The 17396-nt window shown below is 65.6% G+C and carries 18 protein-coding genes; 5 read left to right on the forward strand and 13 right to left on the reverse strand.

Features of this window, described 5'->3' with window-relative positions; genetic code table 11:
• Positions 1-2 precede the first annotated feature (2 nt).
• A complete protein-coding gene (gene mutM / locus AC1Y2B_RS17040) occupies positions 3-848 on the reverse strand; it encodes a bifunctional DNA-formamidopyrimidine glycosylase/DNA-(apurinic or apyrimidinic site) lyase (RefSeq protein ID WP_482254311.1) in 846 nt (281 codons plus the stop codon).
• Positions 849-925: 77 nt separating this feature from the next.
• Here mutM and ubiE point away from each other — a divergent pair, with 77 nt between their 5' ends.
• Positions 926-1672, forward strand: a complete 747-nt coding sequence (gene ubiE, locus AC1Y2B_RS17045) for a bifunctional demethylmenaquinone methyltransferase/2-methoxy-6-polyprenyl-1,4-benzoquinol methylase UbiE (protein ID WP_482254312.1) — start codon at positions 926-928, stop codon at positions 1670-1672.
• Positions 1672-3204 (forward strand): 2-polyprenylphenol 6-hydroxylase, encoded by a 1533-nt coding sequence (ubiB, locus tag AC1Y2B_RS17050; protein WP_482254313.1) that lies wholly within the window; start codon positions 1672-1674, stop codon positions 3202-3204. Before ubiE ends, ubiB begins: the two co-directional genes overlap by 1 nt.
• Before the next feature lie 7 nt (positions 3205-3211).
• Here ubiB and AC1Y2B_RS17055 read toward each other — a convergent pair whose 3' ends face one another.
• The 12 genes from AC1Y2B_RS17055 to AC1Y2B_RS17110 form a co-directional block, all read right to left on the reverse strand.
• On the reverse strand, positions 3212-3676 hold the full coding sequence (locus tag AC1Y2B_RS17055) for a PTS sugar transporter subunit IIA (protein ID WP_482254314.1): 465 nt from the start codon (positions 3674-3676) through the stop codon (positions 3212-3214).
• 52 nt (positions 3677-3728) lie between these two features.
• On the reverse strand, positions 3729-4304 hold the full coding sequence (gene hpf / locus AC1Y2B_RS17060; RefSeq protein WP_482254315.1) for a ribosome hibernation-promoting factor, HPF/YfiA family: 576 nt from the start codon (positions 4302-4304) through the stop codon (positions 3729-3731).
• Positions 4305-4525: 221 nt separating this feature from the next.
• The gene (gene lptB, locus AC1Y2B_RS17065; RefSeq protein WP_482254316.1) at positions 4526-5341 is read right to left on the reverse strand and encodes an LPS export ABC transporter ATP-binding protein; all 816 of its coding nucleotides are present in this window, start codon (positions 5339-5341) and stop codon (positions 4526-4528) included.
• Positions 5341-5850, reverse strand: a complete 510-nt coding sequence (locus tag AC1Y2B_RS17070) for an LptA/OstA family protein (RefSeq protein ID WP_482254317.1) — start codon at positions 5848-5850, stop codon at positions 5341-5343. The genes lptB and AC1Y2B_RS17070 overlap by 1 nt, the downstream gene beginning before the upstream one ends.
• Complete coding sequence (gene lptC, locus AC1Y2B_RS17075) at positions 5850-6467, reverse strand: LPS export ABC transporter periplasmic protein LptC (protein ID WP_482254318.1); 618 nt, start codon at positions 6465-6467, stop codon at positions 5850-5852. Before lptC ends, AC1Y2B_RS17070 begins: the two co-directional genes overlap by 1 nt.
• On the reverse strand, positions 6467-7450 hold the full coding sequence (locus AC1Y2B_RS17080) for a KpsF/GutQ family sugar-phosphate isomerase (RefSeq protein WP_482254319.1): 984 nt from the start codon (positions 7448-7450) through the stop codon (positions 6467-6469). Before AC1Y2B_RS17080 ends, lptC begins: the two co-directional genes overlap by 1 nt.
• A complete protein-coding gene (locus tag AC1Y2B_RS17085; RefSeq protein ID WP_482254320.1) occupies positions 7431-8045 on the reverse strand; it encodes a ribonuclease D in 615 nt (204 codons plus the stop codon). Before AC1Y2B_RS17085 ends, AC1Y2B_RS17080 begins: the two co-directional genes overlap by 20 nt.
• Before the next feature lie 101 nt (positions 8046-8146).
• Positions 8147-8665, reverse strand: coding sequence for a hypothetical protein (locus AC1Y2B_RS17090; protein WP_482254321.1), 519 nt, complete (start codon positions 8663-8665; stop codon positions 8147-8149).
• A complete protein-coding gene (locus AC1Y2B_RS17095) occupies positions 8658-10559 on the reverse strand; it encodes a hypothetical protein (RefSeq protein ID WP_482254322.1) in 1902 nt (633 codons plus the stop codon). Before AC1Y2B_RS17095 ends, AC1Y2B_RS17090 begins: the two co-directional genes overlap by 8 nt.
• Before the next feature lie 30 nt (positions 10560-10589).
• A complete protein-coding gene (locus AC1Y2B_RS17100) occupies positions 10590-11570 on the reverse strand; it encodes an XdhC family protein (protein ID WP_482254323.1) in 981 nt (326 codons plus the stop codon).
• Positions 11571-11642: 72 nt separating this feature from the next.
• Entirely contained in the window at positions 11643-12320 is a 678-nt protein-coding gene (locus tag AC1Y2B_RS17105; RefSeq protein ID WP_482254324.1) for a flagellar hook capping FlgD N-terminal domain-containing protein, read from the reverse strand.
• A gap of 12 nt (positions 12321-12332) precedes the next feature.
• Entirely contained in the window at positions 12333-13130 is a 798-nt protein-coding gene (locus AC1Y2B_RS17110) for a flagellar hook-length control protein FliK (protein ID WP_482254325.1), read from the reverse strand.
• Positions 13131-15349: 2219 nt separating this feature from the next.
• On the opposite strand from AC1Y2B_RS17110, the gene AC1Y2B_RS17115 reads away from it, so the two are divergent.
• The 3 genes from AC1Y2B_RS17115 (at position 15350) to AC1Y2B_RS17125 (ending at position 17360) form a co-directional block, all read left to right on the forward strand.
• The gene (locus tag AC1Y2B_RS17115) at positions 15350-15634 is read left to right on the forward strand and encodes a rod-binding protein (RefSeq protein WP_482254326.1); all 285 of its coding nucleotides are present in this window, start codon (positions 15350-15352) and stop codon (positions 15632-15634) included.
• Positions 15621-15953 carry a hypothetical protein gene (locus tag AC1Y2B_RS17120; protein ID WP_482254327.1) on the forward strand — a complete coding sequence of 111 codons (333 nt, stop codon included), beginning with the start codon at positions 15621-15623 and terminating at the stop codon, positions 15951-15953. The genes AC1Y2B_RS17115 and AC1Y2B_RS17120 overlap by 14 nt, the downstream gene beginning before the upstream one ends.
• A 201-nt stretch (positions 15954-16154) precedes the next feature.
• Positions 16155-17360: a flagellin N-terminal helical domain-containing protein gene (locus tag AC1Y2B_RS17125; RefSeq protein WP_482254328.1), complete on the forward strand. Its 1206-nt coding sequence runs from the start codon at positions 16155-16157 to the stop codon at positions 17358-17360.
• Positions 17361-17396: the final 36 nt, after the last annotated feature.

Consider the following 17396-nt stretch of genomic DNA (forward strand, 5'->3'; position numbering starts at 1 on the left):
GGTTACCTTTGGCAGCTGGGGCAATAGAAGGAGGAACGGCCGGATTGCACAAGGCGTGCGATGGATGTGCCGCAGGTGAGGCAGGGTTCGCCTTCACGGTCATAGACGCGGAAGGTGTGCTGGAAGTAGCCAAGTTCCCCGTCGGCCTGCCGGTAGTCGCGCAAGCTGGAGCCGCCGGCTTCGATGGCTTCGGTCAGGACCTCGCGGATGATCGGGACGATTTGGCTGATGTTGTGCGGCGTCAGGTCACCCGCCAGACGGGTGGGGGCGATCTTGGCGCGGTGCAGGACTTCGCAGACGTAGATGTTGCCAAGGCCGGAGACGATGGTCTGGTCGAGCAGGGCGGATTTGATCGGGGTGGCGCGGCCTTCGAGGCGGCGGGCGAGGTAGGGGGCGTTGAAGGCATTGCCCAGCGGTTCCGGGCCAAGGTCCGCCAGCAGCTTGTGGCTTTGCCATTTGGCGGTGGGCATCAGGTCCATCGAACCAAAGCGGCGGGCGTCGTTGAAGGTGATTTGCGCGCCCGAGTCCATCGTGAGGATGACGTGGTCGTGTTTCTGGGGGGCGGGGTGGGTGTGGTGAAATTCGCCAAGCATGGCGCCCGAGATCAGCATGCGGCCGGACATGCCGAGGTGGATCAGCAGCGTTTCGTCCGAGGACAGGTCGGCGAGGATGTATTTGGAGCGGCGGCGCAGGCTTAGGACGGTCTGGCCGCTCAGACGGTCCGCCATGCGGTCTGGCAGGGGGAAACGCAGGTCGGGACGGTTGACTTGGGCGGACAGGATCACATGTCCCTCAAGAACCGGCAGCAATCCGCGTCTGACGGTTTCGACTTCGGGCAGTTCAGGCATCCGCGACCTTTCCGCTGGTTGAGGCGCTGCCGCGCTGCGCCTATAAGGTGGCTGCGGATTAGGAAGGGCAAGCCCCGATGAGCACTGAGAACACCACCCATTTCGGCTATCAGACCGTGAATGAGGACGACAAGGCCGGGATGGTGCATGGGGTGTTTACCCGTGTGGCCAGCAAGTACGACATCATGAACGACCTGATGTCAGTGGGTATCCACCGGCTGTGGAAAGACGCCATGATGGATTGGCTGAACCCACGGCCCGGTCAGCGCTTGCTGGACGTGGCGGGCGGCACCGGGGATGTGGCGTTCCGGTTTCTGGGGCGCGCGCCGACCGCCACGGCGACCGTGCTGGACATGACGGAAAGCATGCTGATCGAAGGCCGCAAGCGGGCCGAGGCGGAAAGCCTGTCGGATCGGCTGGACTGGATAGTGGGCGATGCGATGGCCCTGCCCTTCCCCGACAACGGCTTCGATGTCTACACGATCAGCTTTGGCATCCGGAACGTGGTGCGGGTGCAGGATGCCTTGAACGAGGCGTTTCGCGTGCTGCGGCCCGGCGGGCGGCTGATGGTGCTGGAATTCTCGCAGATCCCGAATGAGATGCTGCAGAAGGCCTATGATCTGTATTCGTTCAACGTGATCCCGGCGATGGGCAAGATGGTGACCGGGGATCGTGACAGCTATCAGTATCTGGTGGAATCGATCCGCAAATTCCCCGAGCAGGAGGTTTTTGCCGGGATGATCCGCACGGCGGGCTTTGCACAGGTGAAGTATCGCAATCTGTCCCTGGGCATTGCGGCGCTGCATTCGGGCTGGAAGGTCTGATGCGGGGACCTCACAATCTGCTGAGGCTGATCCGCACCGGCGCGACGTTCGAGCGGACCGGGGCGATGGATGTGGTGCTGAAAGGGTTCGGCGCGCCAACCAGCTTGCGCATTCTGGTGCGGGCGCTGGGGCTGCCGTTCCAGTGGCTGGGGCTGAGGGGCGATCCGGCCTTGCCGCCGGTGACGCGGGCTTTGACGGCGCTGGGGCCATCCTACATCAAGTTCGGCCAGATCCTGTCCACGCGGCCGGATATTGTCGGCGACGAGATGTCGTTGCAGTTGAAGTACTTGCAGGACAAGCTGCCGCCTTTCGCGATGGATCAGGCCAAGGCCATGGTCGCGGCAGAGCTGGGTCAGCCGGTGGAAGCGCTGTTTGACGACTTCTCGGAACCGGTTGCGGCGGCCTCGATTGCGCAGGTGCACAAGGCGCGGCTGCGCGAGGATGGCCGGCAGGTGGCGGTGAAGGTGCTGCGGCCGGGGATTGAACGGGCGTTCCGCAAGGATATTGACGCGTTCTATCTGGCGGCGCAGACGATCGAGATGTTCTTGCCCTCGACCCGGCGGCTGCGGCCGATTGACGTTATCGCGCATTTCGAAGGCGTGGTGATGGGAGAGCTGGATTTGCGGCTGGAGGCGGCCTCGGCTTCGGAGTTTGCGGCCAATACCAAGGACGATACGGGGTTTGCGGTGCCGGCGCCGTTGTGGCGGCTTTCGGGGCGGTCTGTCATGACGATGGACTGGGTGGAGGGCATCAACATGTCCGACAATGCCGCACTGGATGCGGCGGGGCATGACCGGGTGGTGCTGGGCGGGCGGGTTTTGGCGCTGTTCCTGAACCATGCGCTGCGCGATGGGTTCTTTCACGGCGACATGCATCAGGGCAACCTGAAGGTGGCGGCCAATGGCGACATCATCGCCTATGACTTCGGCATCATGGGGCGGATCGACGCCTATACGCGCAAGGTCTATGCGGAAATCCTGATGGGGTTCATCCAGCGCAATTACCGGCGCGTGGCGGAGGTGCATTTTGAGGCGGGCTATGTGCCGGCGGACCGCGATGTGGAGGCGTTTGCCAGTGCGTTGCGGGCCGTGGGCGAGCCGATCTTCGGGATGGAGGCCAACCGCATCTCGATGGCGAAGCTTCTGGCCTATCTGTTCGAGGTGACCGAGCGGTTTGGCATGGAAACCCGGATGGAGCTGATCCTGCTGCAGCGCACCATGGTGGTGGTCGAGGGTGTGGCACGGTCTTTGGATGAGAATATCAACATCTGGCAGGTCGCAAAGCCGGTGGTGGAAAGCTATGTCCGCAGCCATGTGGGGCCGCTGGCGCTGGCCAAGGACCTGATCAGCACGGTTCAGGTTCTGGCGCGCTTTGGGCCGAAGCTGCCGCGGCTGGTGGAGAATTTGCTGATCGCGCAGGCGGATGGGCCGAAAGCGCCGCCGCAGCGCCGGGCTGTGCCGCTGCTGTGGGCGGTGATCGGGGCGCTGGCGCTGGTGGCGCTTGGGGTCTGGGCGGGCCACACGGTGCGGTAAGGGGGCCTCAGGCGGCCTGGGTCGCCCGCGCCTCGGTCAGGATGGCGTGCAGTTTGGCCGGATCGGTGTTGGCACGCAGCTTGGAGCAGATGCCGGGGTCGCGCATGGTGCGCGACACCAGCGCCAGCGCCTTCAGGTGATCCACGCCGGATTCCTTGGGGGCAAACAGGCCGAACACCAGATCAACCGGCTGGCGGTCGACGGAATCATAGTCGAGCGGCTTTTCCATGCGCAGGAAGACCGCGACGATCCGGTCAAGGTCATCCAGCCGCGCATGGGGCAAGGCGATGCCGTGGCCCACACCGGTGGGGCCAAGGCTTTCGCGTTCCTGCAACCCATCGGTGGCAACCGAGGCGTTCAGGCCATAGGCTTGGGCGGCAATTTCACCCAGTTCCTGAAACAGGCGTTTCTTTCCCGTCAGTTGCCCGATGACCCGGACCGCACCGGGCATAAGCAGTTTCGAAAGTTCCATTGCCTGTTCTTACCTGCTTAGCCCGGTGCGCCCAAAGGGCGCCGCCGGAGGATTACTTGCCGTTGCTCGGGTCAATCCAGCCGATGTTCGCGTCTTCACGGACATATACCACATTGACCCCGCCATGCCCCACGTTCCGGAACAGCAGGAATTTTTGCCCGCCCAATTCCAGTTGCATCACGGCCTCGCCGACCGAGAGGGAGGGAATCTTCGTCTCCATCTCGGCGATGATCACGTGTTCAACGGGGGCTGTGTCAGCTTCTTCCGGCTCTTCTGTTGGTGCGAGGATATAGGCTGCACCGGTGCCATATTCAACAGGTGCCGTGCGGGCGCTGTGGTGGTTGCGCAGGCGGCGCTTGTAGCGGCGCATCTGCTTGTCCATCTTCTCGCGGCAGGATTCGAAGGCGGCATAAATCTCGGTCGCGTGGCCCTTGGCTTGCGCGGTCAGACCGGTGGACAGGTGGATGGTGGCTTCGCAGACAAGTTCATAGCCGGCCTTGGAAAAAACCACGGTGGCGTCGGTGGGACGCTGCGCATATTTTTCAACGATTTCACCCAGTTCGGATTTCACATGGGTCTGCAAGGCCTCGCCAATGTCGATTTGCTTGCCACTGATCTGATACCGCATGATGCCTCCTAAGCGTTGCAATGCCACGGATCCGGGCGATCCGAGGGGTCGTATCCAGGGATGGATGGGGTTTGAGCGCTGGCCTGCTTGAACACTTGCTTTTGGTGGCGGCGCCCTGTCGAGGGGGCCGCAACGGTCGGGCAAGGCAGGGCGGTTCTTGCACTCATCCCCATCATTTGGGGACGCGACAGGGCACTTGTCAACAGCACTTTCGGATCGGGTCAAATGATCCGGAAATTCTCGCCAAGGTAGACCTGACGGACCATCTCGTCCGCGACGATTTCCTCGGCGGTGCCGGTCATCAGGACCTTGCCATCGTGGAGGATATAGGCGCGGTCCACGATATCGAGCGTGTCGCGCACGTTATGGTCGGTGATCAGCACCCCGATGCCGCGCGATTTGAGGTCATGCACAAGGTGGCGGATTTCAGCCACCGCGATCGGATCGACCCCGGCGAAGGGTTCGTCGAGCAGAAGGTACAGCGGATTGGCGGCCAGACAGCGGGCGATTTCCACCCGGCGCCGCTCGCCGCCCGACAGCGCAAGGGCCGGGGCGCTGCGGATATGGGTGATCGAGAATTCCGACAGCAGCTCTTCCAGCCGCTCTCGGCGCTTGTGGCGGTCGGGCTCCGAGATTTCCAGCACGGCGAGGATGTTGTCTTCGACGGTCAGGCCGCGGAAGATCGACATTTCCTGCGGCAGATAGCCGATGCCAAGCCGGGCGCGGCGGTACATCGGCAGGGCGGTGACATCGCGACCGTCGATCAGCACCTCGCCCGACTCGGGCGTGATGAGGCCGGCGATGGCGTAGAAGGTGGTGGTCTTGCCGCAGCCGTTGGGGCCCAGAAGGGCCACCACCTCGCCCTTGGCCAGATCCAGCGAGACATCGCGGATCACCAGACGCTTGGAGTAGCTTTTGCGCAGGTTGCGGACCTGCAGGCCGCCGATGCCATCGACGACGGCGGGTTCGACATAGGTCTGTTCCGGCACGTGGCCGTCGATCAGAACCTCGGCGGAGGGAACGGTATCTGCGGGCATCAGTTCTTCTTCGGCGGTGCGGGGGTGAAGGTGGTTGTGACGCGGCCATCCATGGTGCCAAGCCCGGTCTTGAGGCTGACCGTCAGCTTCTGGCCCGAGATGGCGGAGGCGCCCTGGGTCAGGATGACATCGCCGGTCAGCAAAAGATCGCCGGTCTCGGGCGCATATTCGGCCGATTGCGAGGAGGCGGCGTCGGTGCCTGCGGCCAGTTTCACCCCGCCATCGGCGAGGAGTTTGGCGATGGTTTTCTTGTCGGCGGCATATTGGACCTGCACGGTCGCGGCGGCGAGGGTCATGCTGCCTTGGGTGACCACGACATTGCCCTTGAACAGCGCGGTGCCGTCGCTTTGGTTGACCGACAGCTGATCTGCGGTGACCTGCACCGGCAGGGTCGGATCGGTCTTGAGGCCGGCGAAAGCCACGGCGGTGCCTGCCGCATGCACCGCAAGCGGCGGCAGAACGGCGGGCAGCAGCATGAGGGCAAGGGCAAGGGCCCGGGCTTTGCGCATCACAATCCTCCTTTGGGGGTGTAGATCAGCGTCACACCGCCCGTGAAATCCAACAGGTAGCCGCCCGAGGGCTCGCGGCCAAGATGCATGCCGCCGGCTGTGAGTGTGCCGGCCGGGCCAGCGCCGGTGACGGGACCAAGGCTGGTGACATCGGTCTGGTCCAAGGCCACGCTCATCCCGTCAGCCTTGACGGTGTAACCGGTCGAGGCGGCGAGGGTGACGCCGCTGGTCAGGATTGCCTGCTTGGCGGCCTGATCCATCCGTCCTGCGCCGGCGTTCATGGTGGCGGTGGAGCCGCCCGGCATCTCGATCAGGGCCGACAGGGTGGTGGCGGAGCCGGCGTTGGAGGACCCAGCCACGCCGGGCCGGGCCTCGGCCGCCTTGATCGTCAGCGCGGCGCCGTCTTTGGTCATGCCGGCGAAGGCGGGAGCGGTCAGCCGGGGTTCCTTGACGCGGTCGGCGATGTCGGTGCTGGCATAGGGGATGGCGTCTTCGGGGCGCACGGTGCGACCAAAGAGGAACAGGGTGGCCAACAGGGCAAGCGCGGCCAGCGGCAGCAGAATCTTCAGCCAGAACACGAGGCGTGAGTGGAAGTTGTCGCCCCACGCCTGTGCCATCACACCACCCCGGCGCGCAGAAGGTCGTGGATGTGCAGGATGCCCAGTGCGGGCAGATCGGCTTGCGGGCCGGCCTTGACGAACAGGCAGGTGATCTTGCGGTCGTTCATCACGGCCAGCGCCACCTCGGCCAGGGCGTCGGGCAGGACGGTGCGGGGGTTCCTGGTCATCACCTGGGCTGCGGTGTAGGACAGCAGACCCTCCATATGCCGCCGCAAGTCGCCGTCGGTGATGATGCCCTGCAGGCTGCCATCGGCGCCGGTCACGCCCACGACGCCAAAGCCGTGGCGCGAGATCGCCAGAAGCGCCTCTGGCATCGGCGTGTCGGATTGGATCAGCGGCAGGTCGGTGTGCATCAGGTCGCGCACCTTCAGAAGTTTCGCGCCCAGTTTGCCGCCGGGGTGGAAGATGCGGAAATGTTCGGGCGTGAAGGAGCGGTGTTCCATCAGCGCGATGGCGAGGGCATCGCCCAAGGCCAGCGTCATGGTGGTGGAGGTGGTGGGGACGATGCCCGTCTCGCAGGCCTCGGGCGCGTTGGGCAGCACGATGGCCACGTCAGCGGTGCGCAGAAGGGTGCTGTCGGCGCGGGCCGCCACGCCGATCAGCGGGATGTCGAAGCGGCGGGTGTGGGCGATGATGTCGGCCAGTTCCGAGGTCTCGCCCGAGTTGGACAGGATCAGCACCACGTCGCCCTGCATCACCATGCCAAGGTCGCCATGGCTGGCTTCCGCCGGGTGGACGAATTGCGCGGGTGTGCCGGTGGAGGCGAAGGTGGCGGCGATCTTGCGGGCGATGTGGCCGGATTTGCCCATGCCCGAGACGATGACCCGCCCCTTGGCGGCGAGGATCAGGTCGACCGCTTCGGTGAAGGCGCCGTTCAGCGCCTCGGCCAGAATGGCCAGCGCCTCGGCCTCGCGTGCTATGACGCGCTTGCCGGTGGAGAGGGGATCGGTGCCCGGGGCCTTAGTGGTGGAAGATGTCATTGGGTTCGTCCCAGCCCATCAGGTCAAGTTCGGCGCGCGTGGGCAGGAAGTCAAAGCAGCGTTGGGCCAGTTCCAGCCGACCTTCGCGGATCAGCAGCGCCTGCAGCGCGTCTTTCAGCTTGTGCAGGTAAAGCACGTCGGACGCGGCGTAGTCTTTCTGCGCCTCTGTCAGCGTCGCCTGCCCCCAGTCGGAGGTTTGCTGGGCCTTGGAGACATCGACGCCAACCAGTTCATTGAGCAGGTATTTCAGCCCGTGGCGGTCTGTGAAGGTGCGCACCAGTTTGGCAGCGATCTTGGTGCACCAGACCGGGGCAGTGCGGACGCCGAAGGCCTGATGCATCATGGCGATGTCGAAGCGGCCGAAGTGGAACAGTTTCAGCGTGTTGGGATCGGTCAGCAGGCGTTCGAGATTGGGGGCCGAGGTCTGACCCCGGGCGATCTGAACCAGATGGGCATTGCCGTCTCCGCTGGACAATTGCACGACGCAAAGCCGGTCGCGGCGGGGGTCAAGGCCCATCGTCTCGGTGTCGATGGCGACGATGGGGCCAAGTTTCAGTCCGGCGGGCAGGTCGTTCTTATGCAGGAAATTGGCCAATGTGCTTGTCCGTATCAGAGGGATACACGAGGTCTAGCCGATTTCCACCGGGAAGGGAATTGAGGCAGGCCAGAAGCCGGGGCTTATCGTGCAGCGGAGGATCACAGGGCCGGCGCGAAGGGTGTGATGGTCCAGTAATGCGACCGCGTGACAGGCTCTTCGCGGCTGGCCAGAACCGCATGACCGTCGCGCAGCGCCAGCCAACCGCTGAGCCGCATGCAGGGCCGCAGCCGGAAGCCGCCCAGATCGCGGTACAACAGCCAGCGTGTCGGATCGAACCGATCCACCGGCGACGGACGGCCAAGGCCCACGACCGCGCCCGATCCCGCCAGCATCCGCGCCTCGTGGCCCTGATTGAGGAAGGACCATGTCCCGGCGTCGTTCAGGCGGATCAGCCAGTTGGTGCCGGTGAAGGGGGCCTGCCGCGACGGGACCATGTGGACGGAGGACGCGTGTTGATTGCCGTCCAGAAACAGGCTTCCCGCGCTGTCTTGCGGCGAGATCGAGACGCGGTCGCCGCTGCTGATCAACCGCCCGTCGCAGGTGAACGGGGCTGAGACGCGGTCAAGGTCGTCGAACCGGATCTTGCGGGAGCCGTGGGGCAATCCGGGTTCAGCCATGGATGACCCCGAATGCCGCGCCGTCCGCCACCTGCTGCCAGAAGGCCGGGGTCGCGGCGGTGGCCATCCGCTTGGCGTAGTGGCTGCGCAGATCGTCATAGCCTTGGGTAAAGGCGCTTAGCGCCACAAAGAAGCGGGCGGCGACGATGCTGAGGGCGGTGATCCGCTCTGCCTCGTTCGGATTGTAGATCGAGCGGCGCTCGGTATGGGGGTTCCACAGCACGACAGCGTCCAGCGGCGGCTCGTCGGGCTGGGTGGGCATGTACAAGAACCGCGCCTGGGTGGTCAGCTTGCCGTCGCGCTTGGACGCCTCGCGCATGGTGTCGACCAGTTCATCGGGGATGACGGCAAAGGCGGAGTCAAAGCTTTTGAAGCGGGTGATCAGGGCGATGTAATGCTCGGCAAAGCCGGGTTCCATCAGACGGTCCATCGCGACCAGATCGGTCAGCGCCTCGGCATAGACGGTCAGGCCGGCGACATCGCAGACCGACAGATGGCCCAGCGCGCGGGCGTGGAAGAAGGCGGCGAGTTCGTCGGGCTTGTCCTGCCCATAGGCCATGTTGATGATGATGCCATGAGCGATCGACATGTATTCCTGCGCGTAGGAATGCGCCGGTTCGTGCCAGGCGGCCATGTTGGGGTTGGAGAGCGTGATCCCGCCGGCCAAGGCGTGGCGCAGGCTGTATTCGATGTCATCGCCGCGCAGGAAGAAGGCGGTGGGCAAGCCAATTTCGGCAATGCGGCCGAAGGGCATCGAGAGCAGGATGAAGGTTGCGTATTCGGCATGGTGCAGCTTGGCCATGTCGTCCAGATGCGCCTGACCGTGGAAATCCCGCATATGACGCAGAAGGCGGGGGCCGACGCCGGTGCGCTGGCCCTGCGGGCTGTCCTTGGTGAAGCGGCCCCAGAAGCCGCCATCCTCCCACAGACGGCGGGGTTCGGACTGCATGAAGACGGGCAGCGAGTGGAAGGCGTTGTCGCGGCGGAACAGCGTGGCCCCCCAGTTGCGCGCCAGCGATTCCAGCGAGACCCGCAGGTCATCGTCGGCCAGAACCACCTCGTTCACGGTGATGCCTGACGCCGCGACCGCCTGTTGCAGCGCCAGAAGTTCAAGGCTCATGTTGCCGCCGCCGCCCATGTTGGGACCGGAGAGGACAAAGGTGTTGAGATTGTAGGCCGCCAGATCCGCGTAGGTTTCGGGTTTGAGGTCCGCAGAGGAATCGTAGATCACAAACAGCGTGTTGGCCAGCATGTGGCCGTGCATGTCCAGCATGGCGGTTTCCTGGAACCGCGCCAGCAGGTGCTGGACATCCCGGGTGCGGCCATAGGTGCGCATCAGGACGACCATGCGCCCCTCGGTCGCGGCGGGGGCCAGAACCTCCCAGGTGATGTCAAGCACTTCGCAGCCGTCGCCCAGCGCCCGGGCGACCCAGAACAGACGGGCGCTGCGCGGCAGGGACTGGATCTGGCCAATCTCGATGAACTCGGTCCGCGGGCCGTCAGAGGAGATGACACGCTCTGCCAAAGGCAGCGGCGGGTGGCCGACACGGCTTTGATAGACGATGATCTGGAAGCGGCCGCGAAACCGGACGTTCAGCCACAGATCCATGTGCTGGCAATGCGAGGACAGGATTTGCGGGTAGAACGAATTGCGCAAGGTGCCGCTGTTGAGCATTTCCTGATTGAGCAGGACCAACCCCTCGCCCTGACGGGGGCGCAGGTGATCGGGTTCATCGACGAAGAACAGATCGTCCAGACCCATGATGCGGTTGGACAGGTCAAGACCGTGAATGCGGACCAGATCGCCCTGTGCAATCGGCCGGGTCTGCCCGGCCCAACGGGTCAAAGACTGGGCGAGCGTGTCGACGGTCTGGGAAAACGCGGTCGCTTGCATAATGAAGGAGCCTCCGAACTCACGTCAGGGTCATGGGACAGCCTGCAGGGTCACGGGCTGCGCCACGGTGTAATCCGCACTCGCATAAGCAATGCCCGATGCCCCTGCAACAGACAAGACATGCGCCAGCACGGAAACCGCCAGCGTGCGCGGGTCCCGACACGAGCCGATCAGGCCGAACGTCGGGATCAGTCGGGCGATATGCGCCTCTGAAACGCCAAGCCGGCGCAGATCCTCCAGCAGGCGCTGACGGGCGCGCAGACTGCCTTGCGCGCCGATGAAGAAGGCGTCGGAGGGCAGGAATTGCGCCAGAAGCCGCGCTTCGTTTTCATGGTCGTGAAAGAAAAGGGCGATGGCGGTGCGGCGGTCGGGCTGCGGGCAGACATAGCTGCGAAAGCTGGGCACGACAGAGATATTGAGCGGGCCCACGCGCGACAGATCAGCCTGCAGGCCTTCTTGACCAAACAGCGTCACGTCATAGCCCGCCGCCTGCGCCATGAGGGCAAAGGACATCGCCTCGATCCCGTGGCCATAGACCCAGAAGCGCAGTTCGGGTTCCAGCACCACGACGACGTCACCCGGCGCGGCATCGGTCCGGCCCGGGTCCAGCAGGGTCAGGGCGCCGGTGGCGCTGTCGATGGCAAGGGCCGCTTCCTGCCGGGCATCGCCCCGGGCCAGAACGGCGCGCAGGGTGGCCGGGTCCGGATTGGGGATCAGCAGGATGGTGAGCCCGCCGCCACAGGGCAGCTTGAGGTCGAAGAAGGGTGAGCCCTGACCATAGCGCAGGGATTTGGGCTGCCCGGTCTGCAGGGCAGTGGCGGCGTGTTCGGCAATGTCATCCTCGATGCAGCCCGAGGACAGCGAGCCCGTGCGCTGACCCTGCGGCCCGAAGGCCATCATGGTGCCAAGGTTGCGGTAAGAAGTGCCGAGGATCTGGGTGATCACGGCAAGCACACCCCCTGTTTCGGACAGGCGGCGCAAGGGAACCCGATTGCTGGCGTATTCGATCATCTGTGTCCTTCTCCCCCAGCTGCAATGTGGGGCAGGACGATTTCCTATGCCAGTCTTGTTTTGCGCCCGGCGTTAACTTGCCGCAGGATCCCGGATGGCCGTGATGATCGAGGTCAACGCCTCGACCCCGCCGGGCAGCATGGCGGACACGCCGTTGGCGCTGCTGCGAATCTCGGAAATCTTGCCGTAGTATTCGACGTCCGAAGACCCCAGAAGTTTGTCACCCGAATAGCTTTCCAGTGACAGGGAATAGAGGCCCTTGGGCAGCGGGTTGCCCGACGAGTCGAGCCCCTGCCACTGGTAATCGGCGCTGCCCAGCGGCAGTTGCGTGCGCGACACCTCTGCGCCGCTTTGATCCTTGACCACCAACACAGCCTTGTCGGCATCCGCCGCCGGATTGGGCGAGATGGTGACCGGCGTTGCCCCGTCAAAATAGGCCGGCGCGGCCAGACGGGCCTCTTTGCCGACCCAGCCGACCATCTGGCTCATGGCGCCGAGGGAGTTCTGGCTGATCATCTGGCCGAGAAGGTCGTTGGTCTTGGTCTGCTGTTCGACGCCGGAAAATGTGGCCAGCTGGACGGCCAGTTGATCCGCGCTCATCGGGTTGAGCGGGTCCTGGTTCTTGATCTGCGTGGTCATCATCTTGAGGAAGGTGTCATAGTTCTTGTCATTGGCCACCTGCGCCGCCGACTTGGGCGGGGTCGTGGTGGGGGGAGAGGTGGTCGCCGGGGTTGTGGCTGCAACGGTCATGGTCAGTCCTTTTCAAAGCCGCAGGTCCAGACCCGCCCCGGAAACCGGAAGACGCGGGGCTGAAAGTGCCATGGGAATAAGGGGCGCAGGGTCTTCGGGGGCAACCGTCTGGCCCTTTGGATCGCCAGCGGTGGGCGCGCCATCGCGACTGCCCCACTGGCTGAAGTTGAGGTTTCCCGTCTCAAGCCCCGAGGAGCGGAATTCCTGCCGCAACTCGTCCGCGTTGCGGCGCAAGAGGTCCAGCGTTTCGGGGCGTTCGGCGGTCAGCGTCACCTGCACCTGATCGCCCTTGGTCACCATGTCAAAGCGCAGGCGGCCCAGTTCCGCCGGGTCCAGAATCACTTCGGCGCGGGAATGGCCGCTGTCGACCACCGCATGGGCCAGCGAGGTCGAAAAGCCCCGGGGCAGTGCGTGATGCCCGGTGTCCGGGCTGGGCGTGCCATGGCGCGGCTCCGCGGCGGAGGATGGCGGGGCGGGATGGGCAGGTTGCGGCGGGGCAACCGGCACAGACGGGGCGGCCTGGTTTGGCGGTGGCGGGCCGAGGGGTGAGGGCGCTGCGAAATCCGGTCTGGCGAAATCCGGTCTGGCGGGGTCCGGTCTGGCGGGGTCGACTGGAACCGGGGCAAGGGTTGCGGCATGGCGCGGGGCTTGCCCGATGCGGGGCAAGGTGGTTGGCGTGGCAACGGGCCGCTCTGTCCGCAGCGCGACCGCGCGGCGCGGCGGATTTGCAGGCTCAATCCGGGGCGGCGGCGCGGTTTGGCTGGTGTGCAAGCCGCCCGGCTGTGGCGCGACGGGGACGGCCAGGGGCATGGCGGACACGGGCAAGCGGGTAGCAGCGGGCGGAAGGTTGGCGGCGGGCGCGACCTGCGAGGGTGGCGGAAGGTCTGGGAGAGGCGCCCCTTGCCGGATGTCCGGCTGGGACGATTGGGAGGGGCGTGACGGCTTAGGCAGGCGGGAGTCAGGCTGCACCACGCCAGACGCGGGCGGGGGCGGCAAAGGGTCAACCGATGCAAATGCACGCGGGACCGTCGTGGGCGGAAAGGATGGCTTTGGTTCCAAGGGGGTCGGGGGCGCGCGCCCCACGGCGATTACGGCGGGGCCGCTGACCCTGGGCTGGGGGAGGGGGGAAGGGGTTGCAGGGCGGGCGGCGGCAGGTTGGCGCACAGCCAGCGGCGGGCGCGCCGGGATGGGCGCAGGCGGGGTCCGGTCGGCTTTGGCGGCAGGGCCAAGGTCCATTGGCGGAGGGGAAAGCGCGCCCTCGGCCGGGACGGGGACAAGGTCGCTGCGGGCAGCCTTCAGGGCTGGCCCGCGTTCGGCCCGGGGGACCTGTGGCGTGGCGGGATCGGCCGGCGGCGGGGCAACGGTCTTTGCGGGCGCGGCATCCTTTGAACGGGCCAGATCGGGCAACACAGGGTGTGGCGCGGCTGGTGATTGCTCCAGCAGGGTCTGAAACCGGGAAAAGGCCTGCAAAGGCGTCAGTTTGGAATAGGAAGCAGAGGCTTTCGCCGGCAGGACGGTGCTGTCTGCGGCAGATGGCAGCCGGTCAACGGCGGCAGCGGGGTCGTCAGGGACTGGCGCGGCGGTGATCGGTGGCCTGACCTGCGAAACCGCGTGCGGCCCCCCCGGGGTCGCCACTTCCTGAACCGGCGGGGCCGTTGGTGTTGCCGCGTCCGCCGGAAGCGCTGGCTTGGGCAGGGCTTGCAGCGCCGCTGGCACAGAAAGGGGCGACCGCATGGGGCTTGCGGGATGCGCTTCGCCAGACCCGGGTTGCGCCGTCTTTGGCCCGGGGTTGACGCCGGATGGCGCGGCCGGTCCGTTAGACGCAAGGGGCGGCGCAGCCTCAGGCAGGGTGGGGCGAGGGGCTGCGGCCCCTTGCGCGACGGGAGCTTGCCCGCGCAGCGACGGCGCGGCTGTGCGGGTTGGATCGGCATGCCGGGTTGGCTGCGGGGCGAGGGCCTGCACCTTTGCGCGCGGCTGTGGCACGGGCGTGGTGCCGGATTGCATGGCATTTGTTGGGGGAAATGGGGCAGGCAAAGGGGCAGTCTTGCGCGGCGCAGCCCCCTCTGTCGGTCGGGCGCGGGGCGATGCCTGGGCCGCCAAGACGGGCTGCGCCGCGTCCGAACGTTCCGGTGAGGCGGGGACGATCGCGACAGGGCCGTCCGTTCGGCCAGGTTTGGCTGATGGCGGGGCTTCGGCCGCCCTTTGTCCGGGCGGTGTGGTAACGGCCGCCGGTCCGGGCGCTGCGCCGGGAGGCGAAGGGGAGGATGCAGGACGGACCGCCGGGGCTGCGGCCGACAGATCCGCCCCGGCTGGCGCTTGGGTCTGGGTTTGGCCGTGCAGGATCGCCGTGTCAGCCGCGGCCGCGGCTTGCACCGCCAACGCGGGGCGGCTTTCCGGCGGCGCTGCCGGTGTCGCTGCGGCGTGTGCGGGCGGCGGCAGGGGCGACTGTGGCGGCGCGGGCATGGGCCAAGGTGGCGGAGGGATTGCCAGGGTCTGCGGCGCAGAACCCTCTGTCTCGGCGCTCGCCGGGACAGGCGGATCCGAGACCTGAACCGGATCGGGGGCGGAAGCGGGCCCTGCCACGGGCGTCGTGTCTTGCCCCGGGAGAGGCGAGTGGGCGGGGACCTGGACCATCCCAAGATGCGCGGCTTGCAATCGGGCGTGGCCCGACGGCCGATGGTGGGCCGCAGGCACGGCGGCATCGGCCTTTGGCGTGGCTGGTTCCGGCTGGGGGGCGCGCAGGGATGCCAGACGGGGGATCGCCATACCCGCTGGCACCGCAACGGGCGGTGCGGTGACCGGGTTTGGCCCCAGCAGCGTCAGCACATCGGCAAATGCCGCCGCATCCGAGGCGGCATCCGCCGGGGGCGCCATCAAGGGGGCGGGATGCGAAACGGGGGCAAGCTGGGCTTTACTGATCATCTGGTCCGACTTCTGCCGACTTTGAGCGATCTTTCTGCGTCAACGGTTACCAGCTGTTTACCGCTGGGCCTGATAGTGCAGAAAATCCGCTGCAATTGGAGACCGCGATGCAAGTTCCCACCACCCCTGACCCGGCCAGCACATTGAGTCCGGCACGTTCCGCCCAACTGATGAAGAAAGCCAAAGAGCTGGAGACGAATTTCCTGTCCGAAATGCTGTCTTACACCGGGCTCGATTCCCAGAAGGGGAACTTTACTGGCGGGGTGGGCGAGGATCAGTTCAGCTCTTTCCTGCGCGAGGCGCAGGCCAAGGCCATGGTCGATCATGGCGGTATCGGGCTTTCTCAGAACATTTTCAACGCTTTGGCCCGGCGCGATCATGCCGGTGACTGACCCGCGCGCCGCCCGCCTGCTGGATGAGGTGCACGCCGCCCTGTTACGCCGGGACTACGCGGCGCTGCCCGAGTTGAGCGCGGCGCTGGCCCGGGAGCTGGACCATCCCAGTCACACACTGGATCAGGCCGCGTTGCAGGTGATCCGGCAGAAGGCCAACCGCAATGCGGCGACCCTGTCCGCCGTGCAGCGCGGCATCCGCTCTGCCCTGCGCCGGCTGACCGAGATCAGGTCCGTGTCGAACGGTCTGGTCACCTACGACCGCGCGGGCCGCAAACAAGAGCAGAGGAACGATCACGGGCTGGCGGCACGCTTCTAGCCTTTGGTTCAAATGACGCGAATTCGGTCGGTTGCGATTAGCACTCTCTTAGATGTTCCGCGCTTTGATGACAGGGCATCCCAGGTGGGGTGGCGCGCTCCGGGCCCTCCGGTCGCACTGGAAAGAAAGCCCAACTGCCATCCCTGGTGATGGTGCAACAAGCCGTGCGCAAAGCGTCGGCTGACCGCAAAGGAAACGGAAATGTCGTCGATTCTGACCAACAACAGTGCAATGGTCGCGCTTCAGACCATGAAGTCGATCAGCACGAACCTTGCCAACACCACCTCGCAGATCTCCACCGGCAAGCGCGTGGCCACCGCCAAGGACAATGCCGCCGTCTGGGCCATCTCCAAGGTGATGGAGGCCGATGTGCAAGGCTTCCAGGGCATCTCGGACAGCTTGGCCCTTGGGTCGTCGACCATCGCGGTGGCCGGACAGGCCTCGGCCACGGTGACCGATCTTCTGACCCAGATGAAGGGCAAGATCGTTTCGGCCCAGGAAAGCAACGTCGACCGGACCAAGATTCAGGCTGACATCGTGACCCTGCGCAGCCAGATCAGTTCGGTCGTGGGAGCGGCGCAGTTCAACGGGCTCAACCTCGTGGACGGCTCGCAGACCAGTGTGAACATCTTGTCGTCGCTGGACCGCAGCGGGGGCACGGTGACCGCCTCGTCGATCGCCGTGACCGCGCAGGACCTGTCGATCGGCGCCTATACGGCGAAAAGCGTTCTGACCGGTTCGGATGGTGCCTCGACCAATGCCGACACCGCGGGTTTCACGATTGATGCCACCTCGGGCACCGGCAAGATCGTGATTGACGACAGCACCGATGCCTTCGCGGCGGGTGACAGCGTCTCGATCTCGATCGGCGGCAAGACGGCCACCTATACGGCGACGGCCGATGACGTTGCGGCAACCGCGCCTTCCGATCTGGTGGCGGTGGGGCTGAAGAAGGCGATCGAAAGTCTGGGCATCTCTGGCCTGGCGGTCGACTATGATTCCGGCAACCCGGGCGAGCTGGACTTCTCCAACACCGGCAGCAACGACCTGAGTGTTTCGGCGCAGTTCAAGAACGCCGGTGCAGGCGGGCTGGGCGCCTTGTCGTCGATTGACGTTTCGACTTCGGCCGGGGCCGCAGCGGCCTTGGGCAATATCGAAACCATGATGCAGACGGCCATCAACGCCTCGGCGGCCTTCGGGTCGGTTCAGACCCGGGTCGACACGCAGAAGACCTTTGTCAACAACCTGACAGATTCGATGAAGGCGGGGATCGGGTCGCTGGTTGACGCCAACATGGAAGAGGCTTCGGCCCGGCTGCAGGCCTTGCAGGTGCAGCAACAGCTGTCCACCCAAGCCCTGTCAATCGCCAACCAGCAGCCGCAGGCTCTGCTGTCCCTGTTCCGGTAATGGCGTGATCCCGGGGGGTGACAGCCCCCCGGCCCT

This window comes from Stagnihabitans sp., from assembly GCF_964946895.1.

Coding starts and splice junctions, on each gene's coding strand:
- AC1Y2B_RS17120 (WP_482254327.1), top strand. CDS start 15,621: ATGCCGGTGACTGACCCGCGCGCCGCCCGCCTGCTGGATGAGGTGCAC.
- AC1Y2B_RS17070 (WP_482254317.1), bottom strand. CDS start 5,850: ATGCGCAAAGCCCGGGCCCTTGCCCTTGCCCTCATGCTGCTGCCCGCC.
- lptC (WP_482254318.1), bottom strand. CDS start 6,467: ATGGCACAGGCGTGGGGCGACAACTTCCACTCACGCCTCGTGTTCTGG.
- hpf (WP_482254315.1), bottom strand. CDS start 4,304: ATGCGGTATCAGATCAGTGGCAAGCAAATCGACATTGGCGAGGCCTTG.
- AC1Y2B_RS17115 (WP_482254326.1), top strand. CDS start 15,350: ATGCAAGTTCCCACCACCCCTGACCCGGCCAGCACATTGAGTCCGGCA.
- AC1Y2B_RS17100 (WP_482254323.1), bottom strand. CDS start 11,570: ATGATCGAATACGCCAGCAATCGGGTTCCCTTGCGCCGCCTGTCCGAA.
- ubiE (WP_482254312.1), top strand. CDS start 926: ATGAGCACTGAGAACACCACCCATTTCGGCTATCAGACCGTGAATGAG.
- ubiB (WP_482254313.1), top strand. CDS start 1,672: ATGCGGGGACCTCACAATCTGCTGAGGCTGATCCGCACCGGCGCGACG.
- AC1Y2B_RS17080 (WP_482254319.1), bottom strand. CDS start 7,450: ATGACATCTTCCACCACTAAGGCCCCGGGCACCGATCCCCTCTCCACC.
- AC1Y2B_RS17110 (WP_482254325.1), bottom strand. CDS start 13,130: ATGCCCCTGGCCGTCCCCGTCGCGCCACAGCCGGGCGGCTTGCACACC.
- mutM (WP_482254311.1), bottom strand. CDS start 848: ATGCCTGAACTGCCCGAAGTCGAAACCGTCAGACGCGGATTGCTGCCG.
- AC1Y2B_RS17125 (WP_482254328.1), top strand. CDS start 16,155: ATGTCGTCGATTCTGACCAACAACAGTGCAATGGTCGCGCTTCAGACC.
- AC1Y2B_RS17055 (WP_482254314.1), bottom strand. CDS start 3,676: ATGGAACTTTCGAAACTGCTTATGCCCGGTGCGGTCCGGGTCATCGGG.
- lptB (WP_482254316.1), bottom strand. CDS start 5,341: ATGCCCGCAGATACCGTTCCCTCCGCCGAGGTTCTGATCGACGGCCAC.
- AC1Y2B_RS17095 (WP_482254322.1), bottom strand. CDS start 10,559: ATGCAAGCGACCGCGTTTTCCCAGACCGTCGACACGCTCGCCCAGTCT.
- AC1Y2B_RS17105 (WP_482254324.1), bottom strand. CDS start 12,320: ATGACCGTTGCAGCCACAACCCCGGCGACCACCTCTCCCCCCACCACG.
- AC1Y2B_RS17090 (WP_482254321.1), bottom strand. CDS start 8,665: ATGGCTGAACCCGGATTGCCCCACGGCTCCCGCAAGATCCGGTTCGAC.